This is a genomic window from Sphingobium sp. GW456-12-10-14-TSB1 (assembly GCF_059424385.1).
The window spans coordinates 1,390,387-1,415,081 of record NZ_JBWKZI010000001.1 but is presented as its reverse complement, the minus strand read 5'-3'; the positions used below and the strand labels follow the sequence as shown (position 1 = coordinate 1,415,081).

General features: G+C 60.6%; 20 protein-coding genes. 15 read left to right on the top strand and 5 right to left on the bottom strand.

All coding sequences use genetic code 11. The features are described 5' to 3' along the window. Window positions 1–23 precede the first annotated feature (23 nt). The 9 genes from dusB (at window position 24) to AC07X9_RS06840 (ending at window position 11,020) form a co-directional block, all read left to right on the top strand. Entirely contained in the window at window positions 24–1,046 is a 1,023-nt protein-coding gene (gene dusB / locus AC07X9_RS06880; RefSeq protein WP_086485709.1) for a tRNA dihydrouridine synthase DusB, read from the top strand. Next, window positions 1,043–2,152, top strand: coding sequence for a two-component system sensor histidine kinase NtrB (locus AC07X9_RS06875; protein ID WP_017184540.1), 1,110 nt, complete (start codon window positions 1,043–1,045; stop codon window positions 2,150–2,152). The genes dusB and AC07X9_RS06875 overlap by 4 nt, the downstream gene beginning before the upstream one ends. Further along, window positions 2,152–3,603 carry a nitrogen regulation protein NR(I) gene (gene ntrC, locus AC07X9_RS06870; protein ID WP_017184539.1) on the top strand — a complete coding sequence of 484 codons (1,452 nt, stop codon included), beginning with the start codon at window positions 2,152–2,154 and terminating at the stop codon, window positions 3,601–3,603. Before AC07X9_RS06875 ends, ntrC begins: the two co-directional genes overlap by 1 nt. Window positions 3,604–3,712: 109 nt before the next feature. Further along, entirely contained in the window at window positions 3,713–5,968 is a 2,256-nt protein-coding gene (locus AC07X9_RS06865; protein WP_026002656.1) for a sensor histidine kinase, read from the top strand. Further along, complete coding sequence (ntrX, locus tag AC07X9_RS06860; protein WP_017184537.1) at window positions 5,958–7,328, top strand: nitrogen assimilation response regulator NtrX; 1,371 nt, start codon at window positions 5,958–5,960, stop codon at window positions 7,326–7,328. The genes AC07X9_RS06865 and ntrX overlap by 11 nt, the downstream gene beginning before the upstream one ends. 157 nt (window positions 7,329–7,485) lie before the next feature. Continuing rightward, entirely contained in the window at window positions 7,486–7,968 is a 483-nt protein-coding gene (hfq, locus tag AC07X9_RS06855; protein WP_006960545.1) for an RNA chaperone Hfq, read from the top strand. Between the two features lie 129 nt (window positions 7,969–8,097). Further along, window positions 8,098–9,042 (top strand): glutaminase, encoded by a 945-nt coding sequence (locus AC07X9_RS06850; RefSeq protein WP_017184536.1) that lies wholly within the window; start codon window positions 8,098–8,100, stop codon window positions 9,040–9,042. Between the two features lie 845 nt (window positions 9,043–9,887). Beyond that, the gene (locus AC07X9_RS06845; RefSeq protein WP_254908059.1) at window positions 9,888–10,538 is read left to right on the top strand and encodes a PAS domain-containing protein; all 651 of its coding nucleotides are present in this window, start codon (window positions 9,888–9,890) and stop codon (window positions 10,536–10,538) included. Next, window positions 10,490–11,020 carry an ATP-binding protein gene (locus AC07X9_RS06840; protein WP_369596852.1) on the top strand — a complete coding sequence of 177 codons (531 nt, stop codon included), beginning with the start codon at window positions 10,490–10,492 and terminating at the stop codon, window positions 11,018–11,020. Before AC07X9_RS06845 ends, AC07X9_RS06840 begins: the two co-directional genes overlap by 49 nt. A gap of 19 nt (window positions 11,021–11,039) precedes the next feature. Here AC07X9_RS06840 and AC07X9_RS06835 read toward each other — a convergent pair whose 3' ends face one another. The 5 genes from AC07X9_RS06835 to AC07X9_RS06815 form a co-directional block, all read right to left on the bottom strand. Then, window positions 11,040–11,411, bottom strand: coding sequence for a MerR family transcriptional regulator (locus AC07X9_RS06835; RefSeq protein ID WP_254908099.1), 372 nt, complete (start codon window positions 11,409–11,411; stop codon window positions 11,040–11,042). Window positions 11,412–11,582: 171 nt separating this feature from the next. After that, window positions 11,583–13,259, bottom strand: a complete 1,677-nt coding sequence (locus AC07X9_RS06830; RefSeq protein ID WP_495197982.1) for a long-chain-fatty-acid--CoA ligase — start codon at window positions 13,257–13,259, stop codon at window positions 11,583–11,585. Beyond that, window positions 13,259–14,560, bottom strand: a complete 1,302-nt coding sequence (locus tag AC07X9_RS06825) for an OmpP1/FadL family transporter (protein WP_414690573.1) — start codon at window positions 14,558–14,560, stop codon at window positions 13,259–13,261. The genes AC07X9_RS06830 and AC07X9_RS06825 overlap by 1 nt, the downstream gene beginning before the upstream one ends. Window positions 14,561–14,596: 36 nt before the next feature. After that, a complete protein-coding gene (locus tag AC07X9_RS06820; protein ID WP_176342114.1) occupies window positions 14,597–14,998 on the bottom strand; it encodes a DUF2147 domain-containing protein in 402 nt (133 codons plus the stop codon). Between the two features lie 126 nt (window positions 14,999–15,124). Further along, on the bottom strand, window positions 15,125–16,489 hold the full coding sequence (locus tag AC07X9_RS06815; RefSeq protein ID WP_086485706.1) for a DUF3422 domain-containing protein: 1,365 nt from the start codon (window positions 16,487–16,489) through the stop codon (window positions 15,125–15,127). 276 nt (window positions 16,490–16,765) lie between these two features. Between AC07X9_RS06815 and AC07X9_RS06810 the strand changes: the two genes are divergently transcribed. The 6 genes from AC07X9_RS06810 to AC07X9_RS06785 are packed head-to-tail and all read left to right on the top strand — an operon-like array spanning window position 16,766 to window position 24,695. After that, window positions 16,766–17,902 carry a thiolase family protein gene (locus AC07X9_RS06810; RefSeq protein WP_084277353.1) on the top strand — a complete coding sequence of 379 codons (1,137 nt, stop codon included), beginning with the start codon at window positions 16,766–16,768 and terminating at the stop codon, window positions 17,900–17,902. Further along, entirely contained in the window at window positions 17,899–20,226 is a 2,328-nt protein-coding gene (locus tag AC07X9_RS06805) for a 3-hydroxyacyl-CoA dehydrogenase/enoyl-CoA hydratase family protein (RefSeq protein WP_086485705.1), read from the top strand. Before AC07X9_RS06810 ends, AC07X9_RS06805 begins: the two co-directional genes overlap by 4 nt. A gap of 55 nt (window positions 20,227–20,281) precedes the next feature. Next, entirely contained in the window at window positions 20,282–22,072 is a 1,791-nt protein-coding gene (locus tag AC07X9_RS06800) for an acyl-CoA dehydrogenase C-terminal domain-containing protein (protein ID WP_086485704.1), read from the top strand. Beyond that, complete coding sequence (locus tag AC07X9_RS06795) at window positions 22,069–22,971, top strand: NAD(P)H-dependent flavin oxidoreductase (RefSeq protein ID WP_254908058.1); 903 nt, start codon at window positions 22,069–22,071, stop codon at window positions 22,969–22,971. The genes AC07X9_RS06800 and AC07X9_RS06795 overlap by 4 nt, the downstream gene beginning before the upstream one ends. A 16-nt stretch (window positions 22,972–22,987) precedes the next feature. After that, complete coding sequence (locus AC07X9_RS06790; protein WP_086485703.1) at window positions 22,988–23,737, top strand: electron transfer flavoprotein subunit beta/FixA family protein; 750 nt, start codon at window positions 22,988–22,990, stop codon at window positions 23,735–23,737. Between the two features lie 25 nt (window positions 23,738–23,762). Further along, window positions 23,763–24,695, top strand: coding sequence for an electron transfer flavoprotein subunit alpha/FixB family protein (locus tag AC07X9_RS06785; RefSeq protein WP_086485702.1), 933 nt, complete (start codon window positions 23,763–23,765; stop codon window positions 24,693–24,695).

The following is a 24,695-nucleotide window of genomic DNA, read 5'->3' as shown; positions in this document are numbered from 1 at the left end:
TTAGGCACTATCCTTTGAGTATCATGCGCAGGCTTTCCCCCATATCCATCGGTCCGCTTACGATCGACATGCCCGTCGTGCTGGCGCCGATGACTGGCGTAACCGACATGCCGTTCCGCACATTGGTGCGCCGCTATGGCTGCGGCCTCAATGTGACGGAGATGATCGCGACTGCGGCGATGATCCGGGAAACCCGCCAGTCGTTGCAAAAGGCCGCATGGCATCCGCTGGAAGAACCGGTGTCAATGCAATTGGCTGGCTGCTCTCCCGCCGAAATGGCCGATGCCGCGAAGCTCAACGCGGATCGGGGAGCGGCGATCATCGACATCAATATGGGTTGCCCGGTCAAGAAGGTGGTCAATGGTGACGCGGGGAGCGCACTGATGCGCGACCTGCCGCTGGCCGCTGCGCTGATCAAGGCGACGGTCGAGGCGGTGGACGTGCCCGTGACGGTCAAGATGCGGATGGGCTGGGACCATAGCAGCCTCAACGCGCCTGAACTGGCGCATATTGCCGAGGATCTGGGTGCGAAGCTGATTACCGTTCACGGTCGGACCCGCTGCCAGATGTACAAGGGGTCGGCGGACTGGGGCTTCATCCGTTCCGTCAAGAACGCCGTCAAGCTGCCGGTCATCGCTAATGGCGACATTTGTTCGATCGAAGACGCGGATATGGCGCTGGAACAGAGCGGCGCGGACGGGGTGATGATCGGGCGGGGTGCCTATGGGCGACCCTGGCTCATCAGTCAGGTTATGGCTTGGCTCGACCGGGGCGAGCGCGTTCCCGACCCGACGCTGGAAGAACAATATCACGTTATCATAGGGCATTATAAGGCAATGCTCGAACATTATGATAATTATACCGGCGTCAATATGGCGCGTAAGCATATCGGCTGGTACACCAAGGGGCTGACCGGATCGGCCGAGTTCCGCCATGCGGTCAATCAGGAACCAAACGCGGACAAGGTGCTGGACATGCTCGCCCGCTTCTACGAACCGCTGATCGCCGGCGGTGCAGAGGCGGTGGACGCGCGTCAGGCGGCATGACCGGCGCGCAGCCGCTGGTGCCGCCGCTACGGATGCAGCAGGACGGGCCATCGCTGGCCGAACAGATGACGGCGCTGCCGGTGGCGACTTTGTTGGTCCGGCCCGACAACAGCATTGCCGAAGCCAATGTGCGGGCCGAAACCCTGCTCAACATGGCCCGTTCCGCCATCGTCGGCAGCGATGTCGCACGCACCATTCGTATCGCGGAGGCTGGCGCGCGCTTCGACATCTGGCACAGTCAGAAGCCGATCGCTGCCTATGATATAAAGGTCCATGCCGGGCGCACCGCCGAAATGGAGGTCGACCTGATGATCGCGCCGATCGTCGACCATGACGGCTGGCGTGTCGTGTCGCTCCACGCGCAAAGCCAGGCACGCAAGATCGGCCATCGCGGCACGTCGGGCGGCGCGCGATCCGCCATGGGCGCGGCGGCCATTCTGGCGCATGAGATCAAGAACCCGCTGTCGGGCATACGCGGCGCGGCACAATTGCTGGAAGGCGGGCAGGGCGGTCGCGATGCGGCGCTGACCCAACTGATCTGCAATGAAGTTGATCGGATCGCGGCGCTGATCGACCGGATGCAGGATTTTACCACCGATCGCACGCTGGAATGTCGTCCGGGCAACATCTATCCCCTGATCGACCGGGCGGCAGACATCGCCGCAGCAGGATTTGCAAGAAATATCCGTATTATAAAGCGTTATGACCCATCCCTGCCATTCGCCAATATCAATGACGATGCGCTGGTACAGGTCATGATCAACCTGCTCAAAAATGCTGCGGAGGCACTGGAGCATGTCGCCAAGCCCCGCATTCGGGTCGAAACAGCGTTCCGGCACGGTGTGTCGGTGATGGTTGGCGGAGGCAAGGGCAGTGCGGTGCTGCCCATCGAGATCGTGGTGGTCGACAATGGACCGGGGGTGCCGGAACATATTCTGGACCATCTCTTCAACCCCTTCATCACCGGCAAGCGCGATGGGCAGGGGTTGGGCCTGGCGCTGGTGGACAAGTTGGTGCGGGACATGAACGGATTTGTGCAATATGCGCGCGATGCGGAGGCGGGTGAATCCACCTTCCGCATCCTGTTGCCGATGGGGATGGGCTGATGGCCGCGACGGGAACGGTGCTGGTGGTCGATGATGATCCGGCCATCTGCGTGGTGGTTGGTGAAGCGCTGCGGCGGCAGGGGCACAAGGTCAAGACCGCCGGGTCGATCCGCGAGCGCGCCGCGCTGATGGACAGTTTCACGCCCGATGTGCTGATCACGGACGTCATGCTGCCCGATGGCGACGGGTTGGAAGGGGTGGCGGACATCATCGCCGACCGCCCGGCGCTCAGCGTCATCATCCTGTCGGCGCAGAACACGCTCAACACGGCGATTCGCGCGACCGAAAAGGGCGCGTTTGAATATCTGCCCAAGCCGTTCGATCTGAACGAACTGACTCGCGCCGTATCCGATGCGCTGGGCACCCGGCAGGCTGAAAATGGAGAGGCGGAGGAGGGAGAGGGGGCTCTGCCCCATGACGGGCTGCCGCTCGTCGGGCGATCGCCTGCGATGCAGGAAGTCTATCGGACCATTGCGCGCGTGCTGTCCAACGACCTGTCGATCCTGGTGCTGGGCGAATCGGGCACCGGCAAGGAACTGGTGGCCGAAGCCATCCACAGTCTGGGCCAACGTCGCACCAAGCCTTTCGTCGCGATCAACATGGCCGCCATCCCGCGCGAATTGATCGAAGCAGAACTATTTGGTTATGAAAAAGGCGCTTTCACTGGCGCCCACGCCCGTACCGCCGGGAAATTTGAGCAGGCGCAGGGTGGCACGCTGTTCCTCGACGAAATCGGCGACATGCCGATGGAGGCGCAGACCCGGCTGCTGCGGGTGCTGCAATCGGGCGAAGTGACGACGGTGGGTGGCTCCAAACCTGTTCGGGTCAATGTCCGCATTATCGCGGCGACCAACAAGCATCTGCCGCAACTGATCGAGGAAAACCGGTTCCGGCAGGACCTTTATTATCGCCTGAATGTCGTGCCGATTTCCCTGCCCGCGCTGCGTGAACGGCGGGAGGATGTGATCCTGCTCGCCCGCCATTTTCTGGAGCGCGCCGCGCAGGAAGGCTTGCCGCGCAAGACGCTGGCGGACGATGCGACCCAATTGCTGATGGTCTATCACTGGCCGGGCAATGTCCGCGAATTGCAGAATATGATGCAGCGTCTGGCGGTGCTGAGCCGCGAAAATGTCATCACTGGCGAGATATTGCGCAACATGCTGCCGTTGGAGGCGGTTCCGGCCGACTATGCCGCCCCTGCCGACCATCTGGCCCATGCCGTGCGCGACTGGGCGCGGCGGCAATTGGGGGTCGGCATCGGCCAGCCCAACCGCAACCTGCATGATGACCTGCTGGCTGTCATCGAGCCGATCCTGTTGCAGGAAGTGCTGGCGACGGTCGATGGCAACCAGATCCGTGCTGCCGGCTTGCTGGGCATCAACCGCAATACGCTGCGCAAGAAGCTGACCGATTATGGGCTGGACCCGCTGCAACTGCGCCTGATTGATTGATCCAGATCATCATCGTGCGAGACGAACGGATGGCCTGGATCGACCAGTAACAGCAGAAGCGACAATTACTGTGTTTGATCGGGCACGGGGTTGTTGTAACAAAGCCACTATGAGCGGCGCGACTACAGTTTCACGGCGGGTGCCTGGATGGCGGAGGCATTTGCCGCCTTTCCTGCGTCGACGGCGCCTGGCGGCGCTGGTCGAAGCTGTGACCCTGGCGCTGTTCGTGGGCATGGCGGTGCTGACCTACCGGCTCGTATCGAGTAGCGGCCAATCCTATGCGCTGCTGACCCCGCCGATCGTTGCGCTGTTGCTGGTCGCCAATCTTGTGCCTGCCATCGCCTTGCTGGTGCTGCTGGGGCGGCGTGTCGCCAAGCGGCGCGCGGCGGCTTCGGCCATTGGTAGCGATGGCCAGTTGCACGTTCGGCTGGTCGCCATCTTCTCGATCGTTGCCAGCGTTCCCATGCTGCTGGTCGTGATCTTCGCCTCGCTCCTGTTTCAATATGGCGTGCAGTTCTGGTTTTCCGACAGCGCGCGCGGAATGTTGCAAAATGCCAGCGATCTGGCGCGTGGCTATTATGAGCAGAATCTGCGCGAAGTCGGCGATGAAACGGTCACCATGGCGAGCGATCTGCGCGACTATCTGGCCCAGTCGAAGGTCAGCAGCCCGCGCTTTGCCGAGGGCTTCATCTATCAGGTCGTAACCCGCAAACTCAATCGTTCGGCCATCATTGAAGTCGGCAAGGATGGCGTCGCCCGCACCGCCGCCACGGTCGACCCGGAAAACCGCCCCGCTGCGCAGATGTTGACGGATGCCGTAATCAAGCGGCTGAACGCAGGCGAAAATGTGGTCGTGCAGGCCAAGCCGCAGCAGATCGAGGCTGTGACGCTGCTCTATCCGAATTCGAAAATCTATCTTTATGCCACCCGCGATTCCGGGTCTTGGGCCTTCAGCAATGTCGAGCGCGCGCAAAAGGTGATCGCCGATTATGATATGTTTTCGGCGCAATCGCGCGCGTTACAGCTCCGCTTCAACATTGCCCTGTTTGTGGGATCGCTGCTGCTGGTGGGCATTGCGGTCTATATCGCGCTGGCCGTTGCCGACTGGATGGTCCGGCCTGTCAATGAACTGGTGACGGCGGCCCGCCGGATCACGGCGGGTGATCTGTCCGCGCGTGTCACCAGCCCGCTTGCCCGCGACGAAATCGGCACGCTGGCGTCCGCCTTCAATCGCATGACCCAGCGGCTGGAGGCGCAGACCGGGGCGCTGGTCGCCGCCAACAGCCAGTTGGACGAACGCCGCGCCTTTATCGAGGCGATCCTGTCGGGCGTGACTGCTGGCGTGCTGTCGGTTGACCGGAAGGGCGTGATCCAGTTGCTCAACCGATCGGCTGCGGCGATATTGGTGGAGGAAGGCGACGACCCGGTCGGCCGCCTGCTCAGCGACGTGTCGGTCGATCTGGCAGACCTGATCGCCTCGGACGAAAGCGCGGGGATCGTGCAGGTCCGCGCCCATGGCGATTTGCGGACGCTGGCGGTCAAGGTATCGGACGATGCGTCCGGCCATATCCTGACCTTCGACGACATTACGCAGCAACTGTCCGATCAGCGCCGCGCCGCATGGTCCGACGTGGCCCGCCGCATCGCGCATGAGATCAAGAATCCGCTGACGCCGATTCAACTGGCCGCAGAACGGCTCCAGCGTCGCTATGCCGACGAAATTAACAGCGACCGATCAACCTTCACCCGGTTAACCGGAACGATCGTGCGGCAGGTGGGCGACCTGCGCCGTATCGTCGATGAATTCTCCTCGTTCGCGCGGATGCCCAAACCCGTGTTCCGACGCGAGACGGTGGGCGATATTGCCCGTCACGCGCTGTTCCTGCACGAAGTGGCGCATCCCGACATTCGCTTTGACTATCATGCCGACGCGCCTGATCTGGAACTGGTATGCGACCGGCGCCAGTTGGGACAGGCGCTGACGAACATCGTCAAGAATGCGGTGGAAGCCATCGAGCCCAAGCCCGAACCGGCAGACGGTCAGCCGCGCGGGCATATATCGATGCAGGTCGCGCAGGTGGACGAGGATCTGGTCATCACCGTGCGCGATGACGGTATCGGCCTGCCCCCCGAGCGGGAGCGCATATTGGAACCCTATATGACCACGCGGACCAAGGGGACGGGTCTGGGCCTCGCCATCGTCAAGAAGATTGTCGAGGAGCATCTGGGGGAAATTCGTTTCGACGACGCGCAGGGGGGCGGCGCATCGGTAACATTGCGCTTTGCTGCGGCGGCGCTGGAAAAATTGGAAGAAGGGCAGGCTATCGCCATGCCCAAAGGAAAAGTGACGGCCAATGGCGCTTGATATTCTGATAGTCGATGATGAAGAGGATATTCGCGATCTGGTCGCGGGTGTACTGGAGGATGAGGGCTTTACCACTCGCACCGCCGCCAACAGCGACAGCGCGATCGAGGCGCTGGATTCGCGCCGTCCATCGCTGGTCCTGCTGGACGTGTGGTTGCAGGGATCGCGCCTGGATGGCCTGGAGCTGCTGGACGAGATCAAGCGGCGCGATCCGACGATCCCGGTGCTGATGATTTCCGGCCATGGCAATATCGACACGGCTGTCGCCGCGATCCGCAAGGGCGCCGCCGATTTCATCGAAAAGCCGTTCGAGGCCGACCGGCTGCTGCATCTGGTCAGCCGAGCAACCGAGACGGAACGGTTGCGGCGCGAAAATCAGGTGTTGCGGGCGCGGTTCGGGCAGGATGATGAACTGACCGGGACATCGGCGGCGGTCAACGGCGTGCGCGCCACGATCAAGAAGGTCGCGGGAACCGGCAGCCGCGTCCTCATTTCCGGCCCGGCGGGCGTCGGCAAGGAAGTCGCCGCGCGGATGCTCCATAGCTGGAGCGGGCGGGCTGATTCGCCTTTCATCATCGTCGCCGCCGCCCGCATGGACCCCGACCGGGTAGAGGAGGAACTGTTCGGTCTGGAGGATCAGAGCGGTCTGGTCCGTCCGGGCTATCTGGAACAGGCGCATGGCGGCACGCTCTATATCGACGAAGTTGCCGACATGCCGATCACGACGCAGGGCAAGATATTGCGCGTCCTGACCGACCAGAGCTTCACCCGTGTGGGTGGCCAGCGTCAGGTCAAGGTCGATGTCCGGGTCATTTCCTCGACCGCACGCGATCTGTCGACCGAGATTGAAGAGCGCCGCTTCCGGGAAGATCTTTTCTATCGCCTGAACGTCGTGCCGCTGGTCATTCCGCCCCTGTCCGAACGGCGCGATGATATTCCGCCGCTGGTCGAACATTATCTCGCCCGCTTCGCCGCGGAACGGCGCGTGCCGCCGCCAGATATGGCGAGTGACGCGATGGCGGCCCTGCAGGCCAATGAATGGCCCGGTAACGTTCGCCAGTTGCGTAATGTCATCGAACGCACGATGATTCTGGCGCCCGGTGATCGGATTGGCCGGATCGAACTGGACATGCTGCCCGCTGAACTGACCAGCAGTGGCGGCGGCGAAGGCATGGGGCAGTCCGCCATCATGGGCGCGCCGTTGCGGGAAGCGCGCGAAAGTTTCGAGCGGGAATATCTGCGTATCCAGATCCGCCGTTTTTCCGGCAATATATCGCGCACGGCGACTTTCATCGGCATGGAGCGATCGGCATTGCACCGTAAACTCAAGCTGTTGGGCATCACTGACGGCAAGGAATAGCAACAGCGATCCGGGGCGTGCCATTCCCCATGGACGCCCCTTCGCAATTGCGATACGATTGCTCCTGACCCCCGACAAGCGGGGGCAGGCAAGACACCCTGCCCAGGGGTGCAAGAGCGGGTAACGTCCCGCCAAGAATAAAGGACCGGCAGAGACCATGGCCGATAAAGTGAACAATCTTCAGGATATTTTCCTGAACAGCCTGCGCAAGAGCAAGACCCCGGTGACCATGTTCCTGGTCAAGGGCGTAAAGTTGCAGGGCATCATCACCTGGTTCGACAATTTTTCCGTGCTGCTGCGCCGCGATGGCCAGTCCCAGTTGGTGTACAAGCACGCGATTTCCACCGTGATGCCTGCCCAGTCGATGGATCTGACCGATCTGCGCAAGGCGAGCGATGGCAACGGCAAGGCCAAGCTGTTGCAGGAAATCTTCCTGACTGCGGTGCGCAAGTCCGGCAGCCCGGTGACCATGTTCCTGGTCAATGGCGTAATGCTTCAGGGCGAAATCGCCGCCTTTGATCTGTTCTGCATGTTGCTGGAGCGCGACGGGATGGTTCAGCTTGTCTACAAGCACGCCATTTCGACAGTTCAGCCGCTCCATTCGCTCGACCTGTCGGGCGAAAACGAACAGGACGACTGATCCTGCACGGCGCGCTTGGTCGCATCCCTTCTATAGAGCGTCTGGAAAGGCCGTATCGAGACATCATGCGATGTGTATGATCCTTCGATACGGCCTTTCGGCTTTGCACAACAGGGGCACGGCGCGGGCATGAGCCTCGATCTATCTTCCGTCATTGCCGATATTACGGCCACCATGGCGTCGATGGAGGATCGTGGGCAGGTTGCGACCTATATCCCGGAACTTGCCACGGTCGACCCGGCGCAGTTCGGTATTGCCATCGCTACCGCCGATGGCAGGATGCTGACCGGCGGAGACGCCGACACAGGCTTTTCGATCCAGTCCGTGTCCAAAGTGTTTGCGCTTACGCTGGCGCTCGGCAAGGTCGGCGATCAGCTGTGGGACCGGGTCGGGCGCGAACCGTCGGGCAATGCGTTCAATTCGATCACCCAGCTGGAACATGAGCAGGGCATCCCGCGCAATCCTTTCATCAATGCTGGTGCGATCGTCGTCGCCGACGTCAATCTGGGCGGTCACGAGCCGCGTGTCGCGATTGGCGAGATGCTGCGCTTCGTACGCTATCTGGCCGGCGATGACAGCATTGCCATTAACGAGGCCGTGGCCGCGTCCGAAACCGCCACCGGCTTTCGCAACATGGCGCTCGCCAACTATATGCGCGCCTTTGACAATGTGCGTCATCCTGCCGAACTGGTGCTGGGAAGCTATATCCATCAATGCGCGATCGAAATGAGCTGCCGGCAATTGGCGCTCGCCGGTCGCTATCTGATGCTGGATGGCCGGCATCCGGGCGGTGGCCGGGTCATCTCGCCGCGCCGCGCTCGCCGTATCAACGCGCTGATGCTCACCTGCGGCCATTATGACGCATCGGGTGACTTCGCCTTTCGCGTCGGCATCCCTGGCAAGTCGGGCGTTGGCGGCGGGATATTGGCGATCGTGCCGGGCCGTGCCGCGATTGCGGTCTGGTCACCGGGCCTCAATGCCAGCGGCAATAGCTGCCTTGGCACGCTGGCGCTCGAAGAACTTGCCCGCCGAACCGGCTGGTCGGTATTCAGCCCGCCGGAAGAGCGCGGCTGACAGTGATCGTCGGATAGTTTGGAGCCCGCACCGTGGGCGGCAGTATCGCCGCGCTGGCAGGAAAAACTGGCTCCCATTTCAGGATACGTCTAAAACAATTTTTCGCTTCGCAACCGATGAAGCGAGAAGGACGATATCCCGATATAAGGCATTAACTGCGGCTGGCTCCTTCACGAAAATCGCGGAAGAGGCAAGCGGATTTTTACAGGACGCGCCGCTTCCTTCGCCCCGAGCGTCCCGAAATCGTGTGAAACGGCATGGCCTCCGTGGGGACAAGCCGACGCTTCGAGAGAAGGCGGTGCATCTCGCGCTTCACAACGGAGAGGTGCGCACTAAGGATCTCACCGAAATCGGTGTCCCAAGATGCTATCTAAAGCGGATGTGCGACGAAGGGCTGCTTATAAAGGTCGGTTATGGCCGCTATCGCGCGACATCTCGCATCCTCATGTCGGGCGCTGACGGGATCCCACACAAAAAGAGCGGCTGACCGCCGCCCTTAGTTTAGGAGAGGATGCCTGAAAGGCACCATCGTTGTGCGCCGCAGCATTCTATTTTGCAAGTGCGAAATGTGCATTTGGGCATTCGATGGATTGGTGAAGCGATAGGGCCGTTGGCAGCGCATGATTCAGCGAGCGAATTCTATCTCCGGTTCTGAGTTACAGTTTCTCCCAGATTCTGTCGCCAGCGGTGTCATTCTACAAGTTACCAAACACGAGATTACAACAGTTGAGCATGGGCCAAGGCCGGCATCCTGGCCGGCCGCCTAAAAGCGGTCCCATGAAAGTGATGGTTTTGAGGCGAATCTTGCCGGTGTCCTCGTGATCGAATAGGACAGTGAGTGCGCCGTGCTCCGCCTCGAGACTGCGTCGGCCCAATTGGAAGCCATCCTCTCGCAGACCGTCGGAAAAGCGTTATATATGACAGGTGTACCTAGTAAATCGGATCTGAAGGCGAGCCTTGCAGAGAGCGAAGCCCGCGAAGCGAGCAGTCGCCGCGAGGCGTTTGAAGCCAGCGCCTGGCTAGCGGCAATCGTCGAAAATAGCGATGATGCAATTCTATCGAAGACACTCGATGGTATCATCATGACTTGGAACCGCGGCGCGGAAAAATTGTTCGGCTATTCGGCCGATGACGCGATCGGGCGGCCGATTACGATCATCATTCCGGAAGACCGCCTCTACGAGGAGGCGGAGATCATCCGTCAGCTTCGCGCGGGGCAGCGTCTCGCTCACTTTGAGACCGTTCGTCGTCGCAAAGATGGCAGTCTGCTCGACATAGCCTTGACGGTTTCGCCGGTGAAGGATGCTGTAGGCAATGTGCTTGGCGCCTCCAAAATCGCGCGCGACATCTCGCCCGCGAAGCGGGCGGCCGAACATCAACGTCTCCTTCTTAAAGAGATGAATCACCGGATCAAGAACCTGTTTGCCCTCACGCCGCACTTGTTTCGATCAGCGCGCGAGAGGCTCAAGACATCGACGAACTGGCCGACAATCTGACGGCGCGGTTCGCCTCGCTGGCGAGGGCGCACACGCTCACGATGCCCGATCTCGCCGGCGACGTGGTTGAGCAGACTGAAACGACCTTATTGGCGCTGTTGGATGCGATCTTGGCTGCCCATCAGGGAATCAATGAGGAGCGTATCAGTATCGAAGGCGACGATCTTCCTATTGGTCCCCATGCCCTTACTACGATCGCCCTGCTGCTGCATGAGCTCGCGACGAATGCAGTGAAATACGGCGGTCTGGCTACACCGGAAGGGCAACTGAGAATTGAAGTTGGAATCGCAGGTGAGCGCATGAAGATGACATGGCGCGAGACCGGCGCCCCGGCGAATGTCCGGGGCAAGTCAGACGAGGGCTTCGGCCGCCGCTTAGAGAGGGCGAGTGTTGCGACTTTGCATGGCAAAGTGGAGCGCGCATGGTTTGATCATGGCTTGGAAATCGGGTTGGAATTTCCCGTAGGCGATCTTGGCCGCTAAGAGGATCCTAGGGCGCGGACTATTTCTGCTTTCGCATGCGGTGCGTGGTAGCCTCATTTTCGATCTTGGTCAGTTCCTCGATAGTTAAATCAAGGGCCCGACGCTGACCCTTCAGATCAATAAGTCTCTCGCGGACGCGCTCTACGAGTCTGCCCATCTGCTCATGATGTCCCGGGTCGGCATCATATAGATCGAGGAACTCCTTGATCTCTCGAATGGAGAAACCCAGCCGCTTGCCCCGGAGAATGAGTTGCATCCTCCCGATCTCGCGCTTGGAATATATGCGCGTATTGCCGACGCGTTGGGGGTCGATCAAACCCTCCTTCTCATAGAAGCGGAGAGTTCGCAGTGTGACCCCCAACTCGCGGGCAACATCATTTATACCTTGCAGTGGGGGTGTAAATTCACGCGCATCCCGCGCCGCGGCACCGTGATTATCAACAGGCGCTTTGATCCGCTCACGTCTCACGTTCGCCTTGCTCCGCCTATCAATGTCCGCCACCCTCATCCCACGGTGCCTGTTGCAAAACAGCAAAGTTTGACAGTGGCAGGCTGGTGGCGCTCATGCGAGCTTTTTATTCTCCTCCTCGACAAGTTCCTTCTTCGATAGCTTGCCAATCATGGTCTTGGGCAGGCTATCGCGAATTTCGATCGCTTTTGGCATCTCGATCTTGCTGAGGCGCTCTCGAAGAAAATCCTTCAGTTCGCCCGTAGTGACGGTTGCATCCTTGTGTAGTGCCACGAAGAGCTTGGGCGACTGACCTCGGTAAGGATCCGGAATCCCAATGGCGATTGCCTCCTTGATGGCTGGATGCTGGTATGCGGCGTCCTCGATGATGCGAGGATAGACATTATAGCCGCCGCAAAAAATCACGTCCTTAATGCGATCGACAAGGAAGAGGTAGCCATCTTCATCGAGATATCCGATGTCCCCAGTCCGTAGCGCTCCCTCAACGAATACCGCCTGCGTGTCTTCTTCGCGCTGCCAATATCCTTTCATGACCTGTGGGCCCCGGGCGCAGACTTCGCCCTGCTCGCCTTGGGGAAGCACCCTCGTAGGGTTCTCCGGATCGCGGATTTCCAGGATGGTGCCGGGAAAGCGCGGCCCACAGCTGTTGTCTTTCACGAGGCCGTCCAGGGGATTACACGCTATGATAGGGGCCGTCTCGGAAAGGCCGTAGCCTTCAACGACTTTTGCCCCGGTCCGCTCTTCGAAACGCTCCCGGACATCGAGGGGCAGAGGGGCACCGCCCGATATGCAGGCTCTCACTGACGACAGGTTCGGAATCTTGTCGTCCGCGAGCCCGTTGAGAGCCACATAGATGGTGGGCACGCCGAAGAACTGGGTGGGGGGCTTGCGCTTCATGGTTTTGAGGACCTGGTCCATCTCGAAGCGAGGAAGCAGCACCATCTCCGCACCGATCTCGACGGAGAAATTCAGCACTGTGGTGAGCGCAAAGACATGGAACATGGGCAGAACGCCGAGTGTGCGCTCTTGGCGGGGGCTGTGCCCCCCAACATGCACGACCATCTGCGCGCTGTTGGCGGCGAGGTTGGCATGCGTGAGCATCGCTCCTTTGGGAACACCGGTCGTTCCGCCGGTGTATTGCAACACCGCAACGTCGTCCGGCTCACGCCGCACAGGATTCGGGAGAACATTGCTCGACAAGAGTCTGTTCAAACGGACGTGAATGCTCTCGTCCAGTACACGAGCATGATGCTTGCGCTTGAACAAGGTAAAGCCCAAGCCTTTCATCCGCGGCAACATGTCGACCATGCCGCACAGAATGATCTTGTCCAGGCCGGCGCTTGCAGCAACCGCCTCCACTTTCCCATGGATTGCTTTCAGATCCGGTACGGCCATCATCCGCGTGCCTGAGTCGCGGATTTGATGCTCAAGTTCTCGCTCGGTGTAGAGAGGGTTGAAATTCACGATGATCGCACCGACCTGGAGTGCGGCAAAATACAGGACAACGAAGTACGGACAATTGGGCAGGCAAAGGCCGAATCGATCGCCTTTCTTCAAGCCCTGATCCTGCAGGCCCCTGGCTGCCCTCTGCACGAGGCCGCCGATCTCACCGTAGGTCCAGGTTCTACCCAGGAAATCGATCGCTATCCGGTCTGGATAGAGCGCAACCGCGTTATCCAGCAGGTCGGTGATCAATCGGGGTGGAAGCGACGGATCCTGCTGTCCGTCGAAGATGTCTGAAATGGGTTCAGCCATGGCAGCCTCGAACATCAGAAGGTCAACCGACCACCAAGGGACAGCACGACGGCATGAGCGTCGTTCACCCCGCCGTTGACCAGGATGGGGGTCTGCGCGGCACTTCCAGCATAAGCGGCAGTTGTCCGATCAATCGTCTCGTCCTTGAAAGCGATGTAAGCGGCGGCGGCATTGAGGGTGAAATTGCGGGAAAGAGCAAAGCTGCTGCCCGCCGCGAAGTTCCATCGATCCGCATCTGGCACGCGCGCGTCGCGATTGCCGTCCCTCGTCGGGGTTTGATCGTGCTGCACGCCTGCGCGGATGGTCCATTGGGGGGAGGCAGAATAATCAATGCCACCCGCGAAGCTCCAGGTGTTTCGGTAGTTTTCCGGGATGGCAGTATTGAGCGGAGACCCCAGCTTGATGCTGTCGAACTCCGACCATCCGAAGCGGACAATCTGGCTGTTCAAGGTCAGCCTGGGAGACACCGCTACGCGTGCGCCGACTGTTGCCTGCCAGGGCGTGCGGAAACTCGCGCCGGTGTCGATCGAGCCATTTTGTCCGGCTAGCGGTCCGAGCAGCCCGGTCGTTGTGATCGAACCTTTCAGGTCATGCTTCACGCTGGACTTGTAGCTCGCACCCAGTGTGACGGGACCTGCGCGATATTGGAGACCAGCAGTCCAGCCCAGATCCCAACCATCGCCCTTGAGTTCCTGATGGCCATCGGCCAGGAGCGGGGAAAGATTGGGCAGATAATTAGACAGAGTAGCGTCCGCATATTCGATATTCAGCGCCGCGCCGATGCTGAGGTTGGGCGTTGGCATAAACGCGATTGACGGCTGGATATCGTAGGTGCGCAACTTCGTCTTATCGGTGGTGTAGCGCACCCAGCTTGTCGCCTCGTAGTCGGTGGTAAAGCTGTAAGGCGATGTCAGTGCGAGCCCGACGGCCAGTTTCGGGCTGACTGCAAAGGCGATCGCTCCTGATGGGAGGATGCCGTTGTTGATGGGATTACGCGATCTCTGATCACCACCGACCGCTGCAGGCGTCTGTCCCGGCCGTACGATGAGCGTATTGACGTTGTCGATACTACCCTTGGGGAGGATCGCGCTGATCGCGAAATGGCTATCGACGCCTGACACGCCCCCGATCGCCGCCGGGTTCCACCAGAGAGATTCCGCTCCCTGATCGGCAACTTCGCCTGAGAATGCGCGGCCCGCGCCCTTGACCGACTGTTCCTGAAGATAAAAGCCACCGGCATGTGCAACCTGCGGCACTGCCAGCGCTCCGACAAGAGCTACGGTTACATGACGTTTCAGGCCGTGTTTCAATGCTATTCTCCCCTCGCGTGATTTATTTCAGATGCGTTGATGTCAGCGTAAACGTATCCAGGTCTGGGTCTTGCACAGTGGCCAGACGATGCAGCCCTTCAGGCGCAAATGATCGCTGTCGATCACGGTGACGGTCGCGCCGTAAGTGCCGCCGTCCTCGGCGTTGTAGATGGTGCCGCTGGACCAGGAGCCGGATTTCCATTGGAAGCCCTGCAGGATTCGCAAGTCTTTCAGGGGGCGGCTGCGCAGCTGCGCATCCTTGTTCTTCTCATCGCGCAACTGCGGGTTCGCCCGAAGGCCGTCGGAGGACAGCAAAGTGCCGCAGATGGATGAACCGCATCTGGCAATCTCGACCACGCCATGTCGGTTTTCGGTCTGCCAACGACCCACCGCTGCGTCGGCCGGCATCGATGCCGCTGCCAGTATTGCCAGTAAGATTGTCATTCGTTCCGCTCCCATGAGGCACCGCTAACGCGATTGTTCTTTGCTGGACCGCGTCGAAGTGGCTCGAATCGGCCTCTCCCTCACCATCATGTTGACGTATAGGTAAGTCAAGGACTCAAATCGTCATCATTCTTCCGATTTAGTCCGGTGGCTGTTTGCCGCTTCCGGAGGCTGGCGATGCATCCCACCGCTGTCCGGGTTTTCTTTACGTATCGACTTGACCGAGGCGTCGGCGACGGCTCGGCGACGTGCGTAGGCGATTGAGAAAAATGCGATCACCGCAACCAGCGGAGCCAAACCCCCCAGGACAATAACGGAGGAAAAGGGGGGGAATGCCTTCTCGGCTGCCTTGAGAGGGTATCCGATTAGGCCGAGCGCGTAGTAGCCCACGGCAACCGCTGAGAGTCCCTCGACCAGGTGTTGGAGGCGAAGCTGCATGCGAACGCTGCGGTCCATTGAAGCAAGCAGCGACGCATTCTGATTTTCAATGTGTGTCTCGATCCGTGCGCGCAGGAGGGCAGTGAACTGTGCGGCTCGAAGGCTGACCTGGGCTAGGCGCGTCTGAAAATCCCGGCATGTTCGGACCGCTGGATTAAAGCGCCTTCCGGTGAAGTCGCTAAGCGACTGGAATCCTGGAAGGCGCGATGCAACGAGATCGGTAAGCCGCTCTGCGACGATCTCAGCATAGGCGGCCGTGGCGCTCAGCCTTGAATCCGTTTCACTCGCTAATGTTAGCAATCTTGCGGTCAGCGACGACAGAGAGGCAAGAAGGCTATCATCAGTGCGCGAAGAATCGCGCAATGCCCGACCAGTCTCGTCCAGACTGCGCTCGATCTCATCCAGCACGCTCCAGCCATGTCGCGCAGTCGGCAAACCGAGAAGCGCGAGGTTCCGATAGTTCCCCAGTTCCTGCACGCGCTGGATACAGCGGGAAACCTCGTCAACGCTTGCGCCATTGGTCGCGACCACTAGGCGCCCATACCCTTCTGCATGTATGCGAAAGTCGCTCCAGATCCGGATGGCATCGTCGACGACGCATGAAACCAAATGGGCAGGGTGAAATGCAGCTCTCTCGATAAGCTCGGCGGCAGCGCTGTCGCTGGTGACGACGACGATCTGCGTGGCGCGGATCACGCTACCAGGAAGCTCTTCCATCCAGGTCAAAGCCTCTGCAGAAGGTCCGGTCAGGGGTAAGTTCCACTCCGGATTTTTGTTTTCCGTAGCAAATGTAAGGGTGGTTGTGATTGCCTCGCTATGCCTTTCCCAAGCGATACGGACAGCATCTTTCCAGCCGGTTTCCATATGTCGCGCGGTACGATCCAGCTCTGCAACACGCAGATCGCTGATCACGGACCACTCCTTCTCCCACTGCTCGTCATCGAGCAGTCGTACGGTCTGTATGGCGAGCGCCGGCGGATCTAGTCTCGCAAATCGCCGCAGGTGCATTTCGTTGACGACCTGTCGGCGCAAGGCATGTTCATGAAGGCGCATTTCGAATCTCCTTCAGCGCGGCGCACGCTACCTTTGTGGATGGGCCGGGATCGCCGCATTGCCGGACGCATCAGCGTTTGCTTGGGTCGGGGCTGGGGGCGGGTTTTCAGGCATTCCTTGCTGTCACGGCCACCCTCCTTCTTCACATGGCCCGTGCTCGCTCGCGCCGCTTCTGGGTACCATGCCAAACATTTCTGTTGACGTATAGGTCAATCTAAGCACCATTAGGTCATCAGCGTGTTTCTGATTCCCGATTCCATGGAGAGGCTTCGATCGATGCGTAATGTGGTTGTCGCGGGTTATGCCCGTTCGCCGTTTCATCTGGCTGGCAAGGGCGCGCTTGCGCGCGTCCGCCCGGACGATCTGGCTGCTCAGGTCATCCGCGGTCTGATTGAACGTACCGGTGTAAAGCCCGAGGATATCGAGGATATCGTGCTCGGTTGCGCCTTCCCCGAGGGGGAGCAAGGCTTCAACGTCGCGCGTCTCATCGGCCTTCTGGCTGATCTGCCGCTCTCGGTCGCTGGCATGACGGTCAACCGCTTCTGCGGATCGTCGATGAGTTCTGTGCACATCGCTGCCGGGCAGATTCAACTGGGCGCGGGCGAGGTCTTTATCTGCGCGGGCGTCGAATCGATGAGCCGTGTACCGATGATGGGGTTCAATCCGCTTCCGAACGCTGAGCTGGCCAAGAAGACGGCCGCCTATCTCGGGATGGGCGACACTGCTGAAAACGTCGCCACCAAGTATCAGATTTCGCGTGCGCAGCAGGAAGCCTTTGCCGTCGCGAGCCAGGACAAGGCCGCCTCCGCCATCGCTGCGGGCAAGCTCGAGGCCGAGATCGTCCCGATCCCGACCAAAGCCGGCATCGTCGACAAGGACGGCACGCCGCGTCCCGGAACGACGGTGGAAGCGCTTGCCGGCCTCAAGCCTGCCTTTGCCCAAGAAGGAACCGTAACCGCAGGCACATCTTCACCCTTGACCGATGGCGCCAGCGCGGTTCTCATCGCCAGCGAAGACTATGCGCTTGCCAACGGGCTTCCCATTCTGGCGCGGATCAAGTCGGTCGCGGTCTCGGGATGTCAGCCCGAGATCATGGGCATCGGTCCGGTTGAGGCTTCGCGCAAGGCGCTTGGCCGTGCAGGCCTCGATGTTGGACAACTCGATATTGTCGAGTTGAACGAGGCTTTCGCCAGCCAGTCGCTGGCTTGCATTTCCGATCTTGGGCTCGATGTCGACAAGGTCAATGTCGACGGTGGCGCGATCGCCATCGGCCATCCTTTGGGAGCGACCGGCGCGCGCATCGTGGGCAAGGCTGCGGCGCTGCTGAAGCGCGAAGGTGGCAAATATGCGCTCGCGACCCAGTGCATCGGTGGCGGGCAGGGGATTGCGACGGTGCTGGAGGCAGCGGAATGAGCGGCCCTGCTTCCGTGAAGAAGGTCTGCGTCATCGGCGCAGGCACGATGGGTGCGGGCATCGCGGCGCAGGTCGCTAATGCCGGTATTCCCGTTCTCCTCCTCGATATCGTGCGCGATCCTGATGATCGCAACGCCGTGGCGGCGGGCGCGGTGGCCAAGATGCTCAAGACGGACCCGGCTCCTTTCATGTCGAAGGCGGCGGCAAAGCTGGTCGAAACTGGCAATATCGAGGACGATCTGGCGAAAATCGCCGATTGTGACTGGATCGTCGAGGCGATTGTCGAACGGCTGGATCTCAAGCACGGGCTTTACGAGAAGATCGAGGCGCATCGCAGACCGGATGCGGCCGTGTCATCCAACACCTCGACCATCCCGCTGGGGCAACTGATCGAGGGGCGGTCGGAAGGCTTTCGCAGCCACTTTCTTATCACCCATTTCTTTAATCCGCCCCGCTATATGCGGCTGCTGGAGATCGTGACAGGAGCCGAGAGCGATACGGCTCTGGTGGAACGGATCGCTGACTTCGCAGATCGCACGCTTGGGAAGAGCGTGGTTCGCGCAAAGGATACACCGGGCTTCATCGCCAATCGCATTGGCACCTTCTGGATTCAGGCGGCGCTCAACGCAGCCTTCGACCTGGGAATCACGGTCGAACAGGCTGATGCGATCGCGGGAAAGCCCATGGGGGTCCCCAAGACAGGGGTTTTCGGGCTTGTCGATCTCGTAGGCATCGATCTCATGCCCTATCTGCAAAAGAGCCTGACCTCGACCCTGCCGGCCGATGATCCCTATCAGGCGATCGCGCGGCCCGCGCCGCTAATCGACCGGATGATCGCGGACGGCTATACCGGCCGCAAGGGCAAAGGCGGCTTTTACCGCCTGAACCGAGATGCCGGCAAACGCAAGGAGGCCATCGATCTTTCGACCGGCGACTATCGGCCGGCCATTAAGGCGCCGTCTGTTTCTGGCGCGGCTGGTAAAGGCGACCTTGCAGCTCTTATCGCCCTACCCGGTGAGGCGGGCGCCTATGCCTGGGCCATCCTCGGTGCGACTCTGTCCTACGCCGCCAGCCTCGTGCCGGAAATCGCTGACGACATCGTTGGCGTCGATACGGCGATGAAGCTTGGGTATAACTGGAAGTTCGGGCCCTTCGAACTCATCGACAAGATCGGCGCGGCGAAGCTCGCCGAACGGCTCGCCGCCGAAGGCCGTCCGGTGCCGGCGCTGCTGACGTTAGCGGGAGATCGCAGTTTCTACCGCGTGGAAAATGGCAAACGGCAATATCTTGGACTGGATGGCGATTATCATGATGTCGTCAGGCCCGAAGGTGTCTTGTTGCTCGAGGACATCAAGCTCTCCTCGCAGCCGCTGATCAAGAACGGTTCGGCCGCACTCTGGGATATCGGCGACGGTGTGGTGGCCTTCGAATTCACCGGCAAGATGAACGCCCTCGACGGTGACGTCATGGCCCTGATCGGCAAAGCCATCCCGCTGGTGCAAGAGAAATACAAAGCGCTGGTCGTCTATAATGAAGGCAGCAACTTCTCGGCCGGCGCGAATCTCGGGCTTGCCCTGTTCGCGCTCAATATCGCGGCATGGGGCGAAATCGAAAAGCTCGTCGCGGGTGGCCAGGAAGCCTACAAGGCGCTTAAATATGCGCCGTTCCCGGTGGTGAGCGCGCCATCGGGCATGGCCCTGGGCGGTGGTTGTGAAATACTGCTGAACAGCGACGCGGTTCAGGCACATGCCGAAAGTTATATCGGCCTCGTCGAATGTGGGGTGGGCCTGATCCCCGGCTGGGGTGGCTGCGGTGAGATGCTCGATCGCTGGCGGCAGAATCCCGCTTTGCCCAAAGGGCCCATGCCTTCCGTCGCAAAGGTTTTCGAGACCGTTTCGACAGCGACGGTCGCCAAATCCGCGGCCGAAGCAAAAGAATATGGCTTCCTGCGACCCAGCGACGGCATCACGATGAACCGCGTTCGTCTTCTCAGCGATGCGAAGGCGAAGGCTCTTGCACTGGTCGAGGGATATGCGCCGCCCGCTCCGCCGGAATTTCGTCTGCCTGGAGCCGGCGGCAAGGTGGCCCTCGAACTCGCCGTCGAAGGCTTCCAGGCTCGCGGTCTCGCCACGTCCTATGACGGGGTGGTCTCGGGTGCGCTCGCCGATGTGCTGTCTGGCGGGGAGAAGGATCTGATCGATATCGTCAGCGAAGCCGATCTTCTCGCATTGGAGCGCAAGGCTTTCATGCAGCTCGTTCGTGACCCGCGGACGCAGGCGCGCGTGGAGCAGATGCTTGTGACCGGCAAGCCGCTTCGCAACTGACAAGATGCGGGTCGTGCGCCGTCAGGTGCGTTGGCCCGCGGGGAGATATTTAACCATGCAAGTCTATGACGCTCCACTGCGCGACATGCGCTTTGTCCTCAACGAGCTCCATCAGGATGACGGTTTCGGGGATATCCCCGCATTGTCCGAGTTCACCCCGGACCTGACCGATGCGGTGCTCGAGGAAGCAGCCCGCTTCTGCCGCGATGTGCTCTTACCGCTCAACCGATCGGGTGACGAGGAAGGCTGCCACCTCGAAAATGGCGTGGTGCGCACGCCGCAGGGCTTTCCGGAAGCCTATCGCCAGTTCGCAGAAGGCGGCTGGACCTCGCTCGCGTCCGATCCGGAATGGGGTGGTCAGGGTCTACCGGAGACGGTGAACAAGCTCGTGGAGGAAATGATCTGTTCGGCTAATCTGAGCTTTGGCCTCTACCCAGGGCTCACCCACGGCGCGACGACTGCCGTGGAAGGCCATGGCAGTGATGCGCTCAAACAGGCCTATCTGCCCAAGATGGTGAGTGGCCAGTGGTCGGGCACCATGTGCTTGACCGAACCGCATTGCGGTACCGATCTTGGTCTTTTGCGTTCGCGCGCCGTGCCCCAGGGCGACGGCAGCTACAAGGTCACGGGCTCGAAGATCTTCATCTCAGCCGGCGAGCATGACCTCACCGAAAATATCATTCATCTGGTTCTGGCGCGCCTCCCCGATGCGCCAAAAGGCGTGAAGGGCATCAGCCTGTTTCTCGTGCCCAAATATCTCCCGAAGGAGGATGGCACTCCGGGACCATCGAACGGCGTGCAATGCGCGGCCATCGAACATAAGATGGGCCTCAAGGCATCCGCTACATGCCAGATGAATTTTGACGATTCCGTCGGTTGGCTGGTCGGCGAGCCCAATAAGGGCATGGCCGCGATGTTCACGATGATGAATACCGAGCGCGTGTCGGTAGGCATCCAGGGGCTGGGCGTGGGCGAGGCCGCTTATCAGGCGGCGGCATGGTATGCGAAAGACCGGATCCAGGGTCGCGCACTTTCTGGACCCAAATATCCCGATCAGGCGGCCGATCCCATCATCGTGCATCCTGACGTACGGCGCATGCTGATGACGATGCGCGCCTATAATGAGGGTTGTCGCGCCTTGTCGGCCTGGGTGTCTCGCGCGCTCGATGCGGAGAAGCATTCGCCGGAACCGGAAGTGCGGCAGCGTGCATCGGATTTCATTGCGCTGATGACGCCGGTCGTCAAAGCCATGTTCACCGACATGTCCTTTGAAAGCGCCAACCTGGCGGTCCAATGTTATGGTGGACATGGATACATTCGCGAGAGCGGTGTCGAGCAATATGCTCGCGATGCCCGCATCACCATGATCTACGAGGGCACGAACGGGGTTCAGGCACTTGACCTCGTCGGTCGAAAGCTTGGCGCTCATATGGGTCGTTATCTGCGCAGCTTCTTCCATCCCGTTTCGGCCTTCATCGAGGAGAACAATGTCGACGGGCCGATGAAGCCGATGGTCGAGGCGCTGGCCAAGGCATTTGGCGCGCTTCAGCTTTCGACCGCGACAGTCGCCCAGCGAGCAATGAAGGATCCGGAGGAAGCCGGTGCCGCGTCGACAGATTATCTTCGTCTGCTCGGTCTGGTCGCGATGGGCTATTGTTTTGCCAAAGCCACCAAAATCGCCGGATTTCAGCTGTTTTTCGGAACTGAAGACAAGCAATTCTACGACGCCAAGATCAAGACGGCGACATTCTTCTTCGAGCGAATCCTGCCGCAGGCGACCGCGCACTTCCTGTCGATCAAGGCAGGCAAGAAGTCGATGATGGCGCTGGAGGATGAGATCTTTTGACGCTCCCCGCACTTCTTGGCGACCGACTTGCGATCCCGGCCATCGTCGCGCCGATGTTTCTGGTCTCTGGTCCGGACCTGGTGGTCGAGTGCTGCAAGGCAGGGTTGCTGGGCACTTTTCCCGTCCTCAACCAGCGTAGCAGCGAAGGCTATGGAGAATGGCTCGACGAGATAGAGGGACGGCTTGCGGGGGAAGAGGGGGCTGCGCCCTTCGGTGTCAATCTCATCGTTCACAAAAGCAATCCCAGGCTCGAGGCTGATCTGGAGTTGACGGTCCGGCACCGCGTACCGCTCGTCATCACCTCGCTGGGTGCGGCAGCCGAGGTGGTTCAGGTCGTGCAGGGTTATGGGGGTCTCGTGTTTCACGACGTTACCAGCGTGCGCCATGCGGAAAAAGCGGTAGCTGCCGGCGTGGATGGACTGATCGCGGTGGCAGCCGGGGCAGGGGGGCATGGCGGAACGTTAAGTCCTTTTGCTCTGGTCGAAGAAATACGCCGCTTCTTTTCGGGGCCGCTGGCGCTGGCAGGCGCCATTACGCGGGGCCAGCAGATCGCCGCCGCCCGTCTGATGGGGGCGGACCTGGCTTATATCGGCTCGCACTTCATCGCTGCGGAGGAGAGTCTCGCTGGCGGAGACCAGAAAGATATGATGATCGAAGCGAATGCCGCCGACATCGTCTACACCGATCGCGTCACCGGGATCGGTGCCAACTTCCTGGGACGTAGCCTCGCAGCCGCAAGCGTTCCCGAGCAGCATGGCGCCCTCTCGCTCTCCGAGGAAGCGCGTGCCTGGAAGACGGTCTGGTCGGCGGGGCACGGCGTGGGGTCGACGCAGGCGCGGCGCTCCGCGCGCGCGCTGTGCGATGACCTCAAGCATGAATTCGAAGCGACACTTCAATGACAGATAGGATGTCCTGATGAAGATCCTTGTGCCCGTGAAGCGGGTTATCGATTACAATGTGAAGCCGCGCGTGAAGGCGGATGGCACGGGCGTGGACCTGGCCAACGTCAAGATGAGCATGAACCCGTTCGACGAAATCGCCGTCGAGGAAGCCATTCGCCTGAAGGAAAAGGGCGCGGCGAGCGAGGTCGTGGCGGTATCGATCGGCGTTGCCAAGGCGCAGGAAACTCTGCGCACGGCGCTCGCCATGGGTGCGGACCGCGCAATCCTGATCCAGACCGATGATGATGTCGAACCGCTGGGCGTCGCCAAGCTGCTCGCCAAGGTGCAGGAAGAGGAAGGCGCTGGCCTGATCATCCTGGGCAAGCAGGCGATCGACGACGACAGCAACCAGACCGGCCAGATGCTCGCCGCGCTGCTGAACCTGCCGCAGGGCACGTTCGCCAGCAAGGTCGAGGTCGAGAGCGACAAGGTCAATGTCACCCGCGAAGTCGATGGCGGCCTGGAGACTTTGAAGCTCTCCATCCCGGCGATCATCACCACCGACCTGCGCCTCAACGAGCCGCGCTATGCCTCGCTGCCCAACATCATGAAGGCCAAGGCCAAGCCGCTCGCGACCAAGGCGCCAGCTGATTACGGCGTCGATATCGCGCCACGGCTGGAGACGCTCAAGGTCGTCGAGCCGCCCAAGCGTTCGGCCGGCATCAAGGTTGCCGATGTCGATGAACTGATGGCCAAACTCAAGGCCCTGGGAGTTGCGGCGTGAGCCGCCGGAAAGCAGGAGTTGCAGCATGACGAAGACGCTCGTTTGGGTCGAACATGAGGGCGGGGCCGTCAAGGATGCGACCCTTTCTGCCGTGACCGCCGCAGCCAAGCTGGGCGAAGTCCATATGCTGGTCGTCGGCCAAGGCGTCGACGGCGTGGCCGCAGAAGCCGCCAGGATCGCCGGCGTGGGCAAGGTCCATGTCGCCGACGACGGGGCTTTTGCCCATGCGCTGGCCGAGAATGTCGCGCCGCTGATCGTCGAACTGATGGGCCATCATGACGCGTTCGTCGCGCCGGCCACCAGCAACGGCAAGAACATCGCGCCGCGCGTCGCTGCACTGCTGGACGTCATGCAGATCAGCGACATCCTGTCGGTTGAGAGCGAGGACACGTTCACCCGTCCAATCTATGCCGGCAATGCCATCGCCACGGTCAGGTCGAAGGACGCCAAGAAGGTCATCACTGTTCGCGGCACGGCCTTTGACAAGGCGTCGAAGGACAGCGGCAGCGGTGTGGTGGAAGCCGTGAACTCGACCGGGGACAAGGGTATTTCCTCCTTCGTCGGCGCCGAGATCGTCAGGCTGGAACGGCCCGAGCTAACCAGCGCCAAGATCATCGTGTCGGGCGGCCGTGCGTTGAAGGATGGCGAGACGTTCGAAGCGACTATCTTTCCGTTGGCTGACAAGCTGGGCGCAGCGGTTGGTGCAAGCCGCGCCGCGGTCGATGCAGGCTATGTGCCCAACGACTATCAGGTCGGCCAGACCGGTAAGATCGTAGCTCCCGAAGTCTATATCGCCGTCGGCATCTCCGGCGCGATTCAGCATCTCGCCGGCATGAAAGACTCAAAGACCATCATCGCCATCAATAAGGATGAGGATGCCCCGATCTTTCAGGTAGCGGACATCGGCCTGGTTGGCGACCTGTTCAAGGTTGTGCCAGAGCTTGCAGAAAAGCTCTAG

What these genes read in the sequence shown, in the direction of transcription:
- AC07X9_RS06815 (WP_086485706.1), bottom strand. Translation starts at nt 16,489, where the DNA reads ATGCGCCTTCATGAACATGCCTTGCGCCGACAGGTCGTCAACGAAATG.
- AC07X9_RS06805 (WP_086485705.1), top strand. Translation starts at nt 17,899, where the DNA reads ATGAGCGGCCCTGCTTCCGTGAAGAAGGTCTGCGTCATCGGCGCAGGC.
- dusB (WP_086485709.1), top strand. Translation starts at nt 24, where the DNA reads ATGCGCAGGCTTTCCCCCATATCCATCGGTCCGCTTACGATCGACATG.
- AC07X9_RS06810 (WP_084277353.1), top strand. Translation starts at nt 16,766, where the DNA reads ATGCGTAATGTGGTTGTCGCGGGTTATGCCCGTTCGCCGTTTCATCTG.
- AC07X9_RS06830 (WP_495197982.1), bottom strand. Translation starts at nt 13,259, where the DNA reads ATGTTCGAGGCTGCCATGGCTGAACCCATTTCAGACATCTTCGACGGA.
- AC07X9_RS06875 (WP_017184540.1), top strand. Translation starts at nt 1,043, where the DNA reads ATGACCGGCGCGCAGCCGCTGGTGCCGCCGCTACGGATGCAGCAGGAC.
- AC07X9_RS06790 (WP_086485703.1), top strand. Translation starts at nt 22,988, where the DNA reads ATGAAGATCCTTGTGCCCGTGAAGCGGGTTATCGATTACAATGTGAAG.
- hfq (WP_006960545.1), top strand. Translation starts at nt 7,486, where the DNA reads ATGGCCGATAAAGTGAACAATCTTCAGGATATTTTCCTGAACAGCCTG.
- AC07X9_RS06850 (WP_017184536.1), top strand. Translation starts at nt 8,098, where the DNA reads ATGAGCCTCGATCTATCTTCCGTCATTGCCGATATTACGGCCACCATG.
- AC07X9_RS06820 (WP_176342114.1), bottom strand. Translation starts at nt 14,998, where the DNA reads ATGACAATCTTACTGGCAATACTGGCAGCGGCATCGATGCCGGCCGAC.
- ntrC (WP_017184539.1), top strand. Translation starts at nt 2,152, where the DNA reads ATGGCCGCGACGGGAACGGTGCTGGTGGTCGATGATGATCCGGCCATC.
- AC07X9_RS06785 (WP_086485702.1), top strand. Translation starts at nt 23,763, where the DNA reads ATGACGAAGACGCTCGTTTGGGTCGAACATGAGGGCGGGGCCGTCAAG.
- AC07X9_RS06800 (WP_086485704.1), top strand. Translation starts at nt 20,282, where the DNA reads ATGCAAGTCTATGACGCTCCACTGCGCGACATGCGCTTTGTCCTCAAC.
- AC07X9_RS06865 (WP_026002656.1), top strand. Translation starts at nt 3,713, where the DNA reads ATGAGCGGCGCGACTACAGTTTCACGGCGGGTGCCTGGATGGCGGAGG.
- ntrX (WP_017184537.1), top strand. Translation starts at nt 5,958, where the DNA reads ATGGCGCTTGATATTCTGATAGTCGATGATGAAGAGGATATTCGCGAT.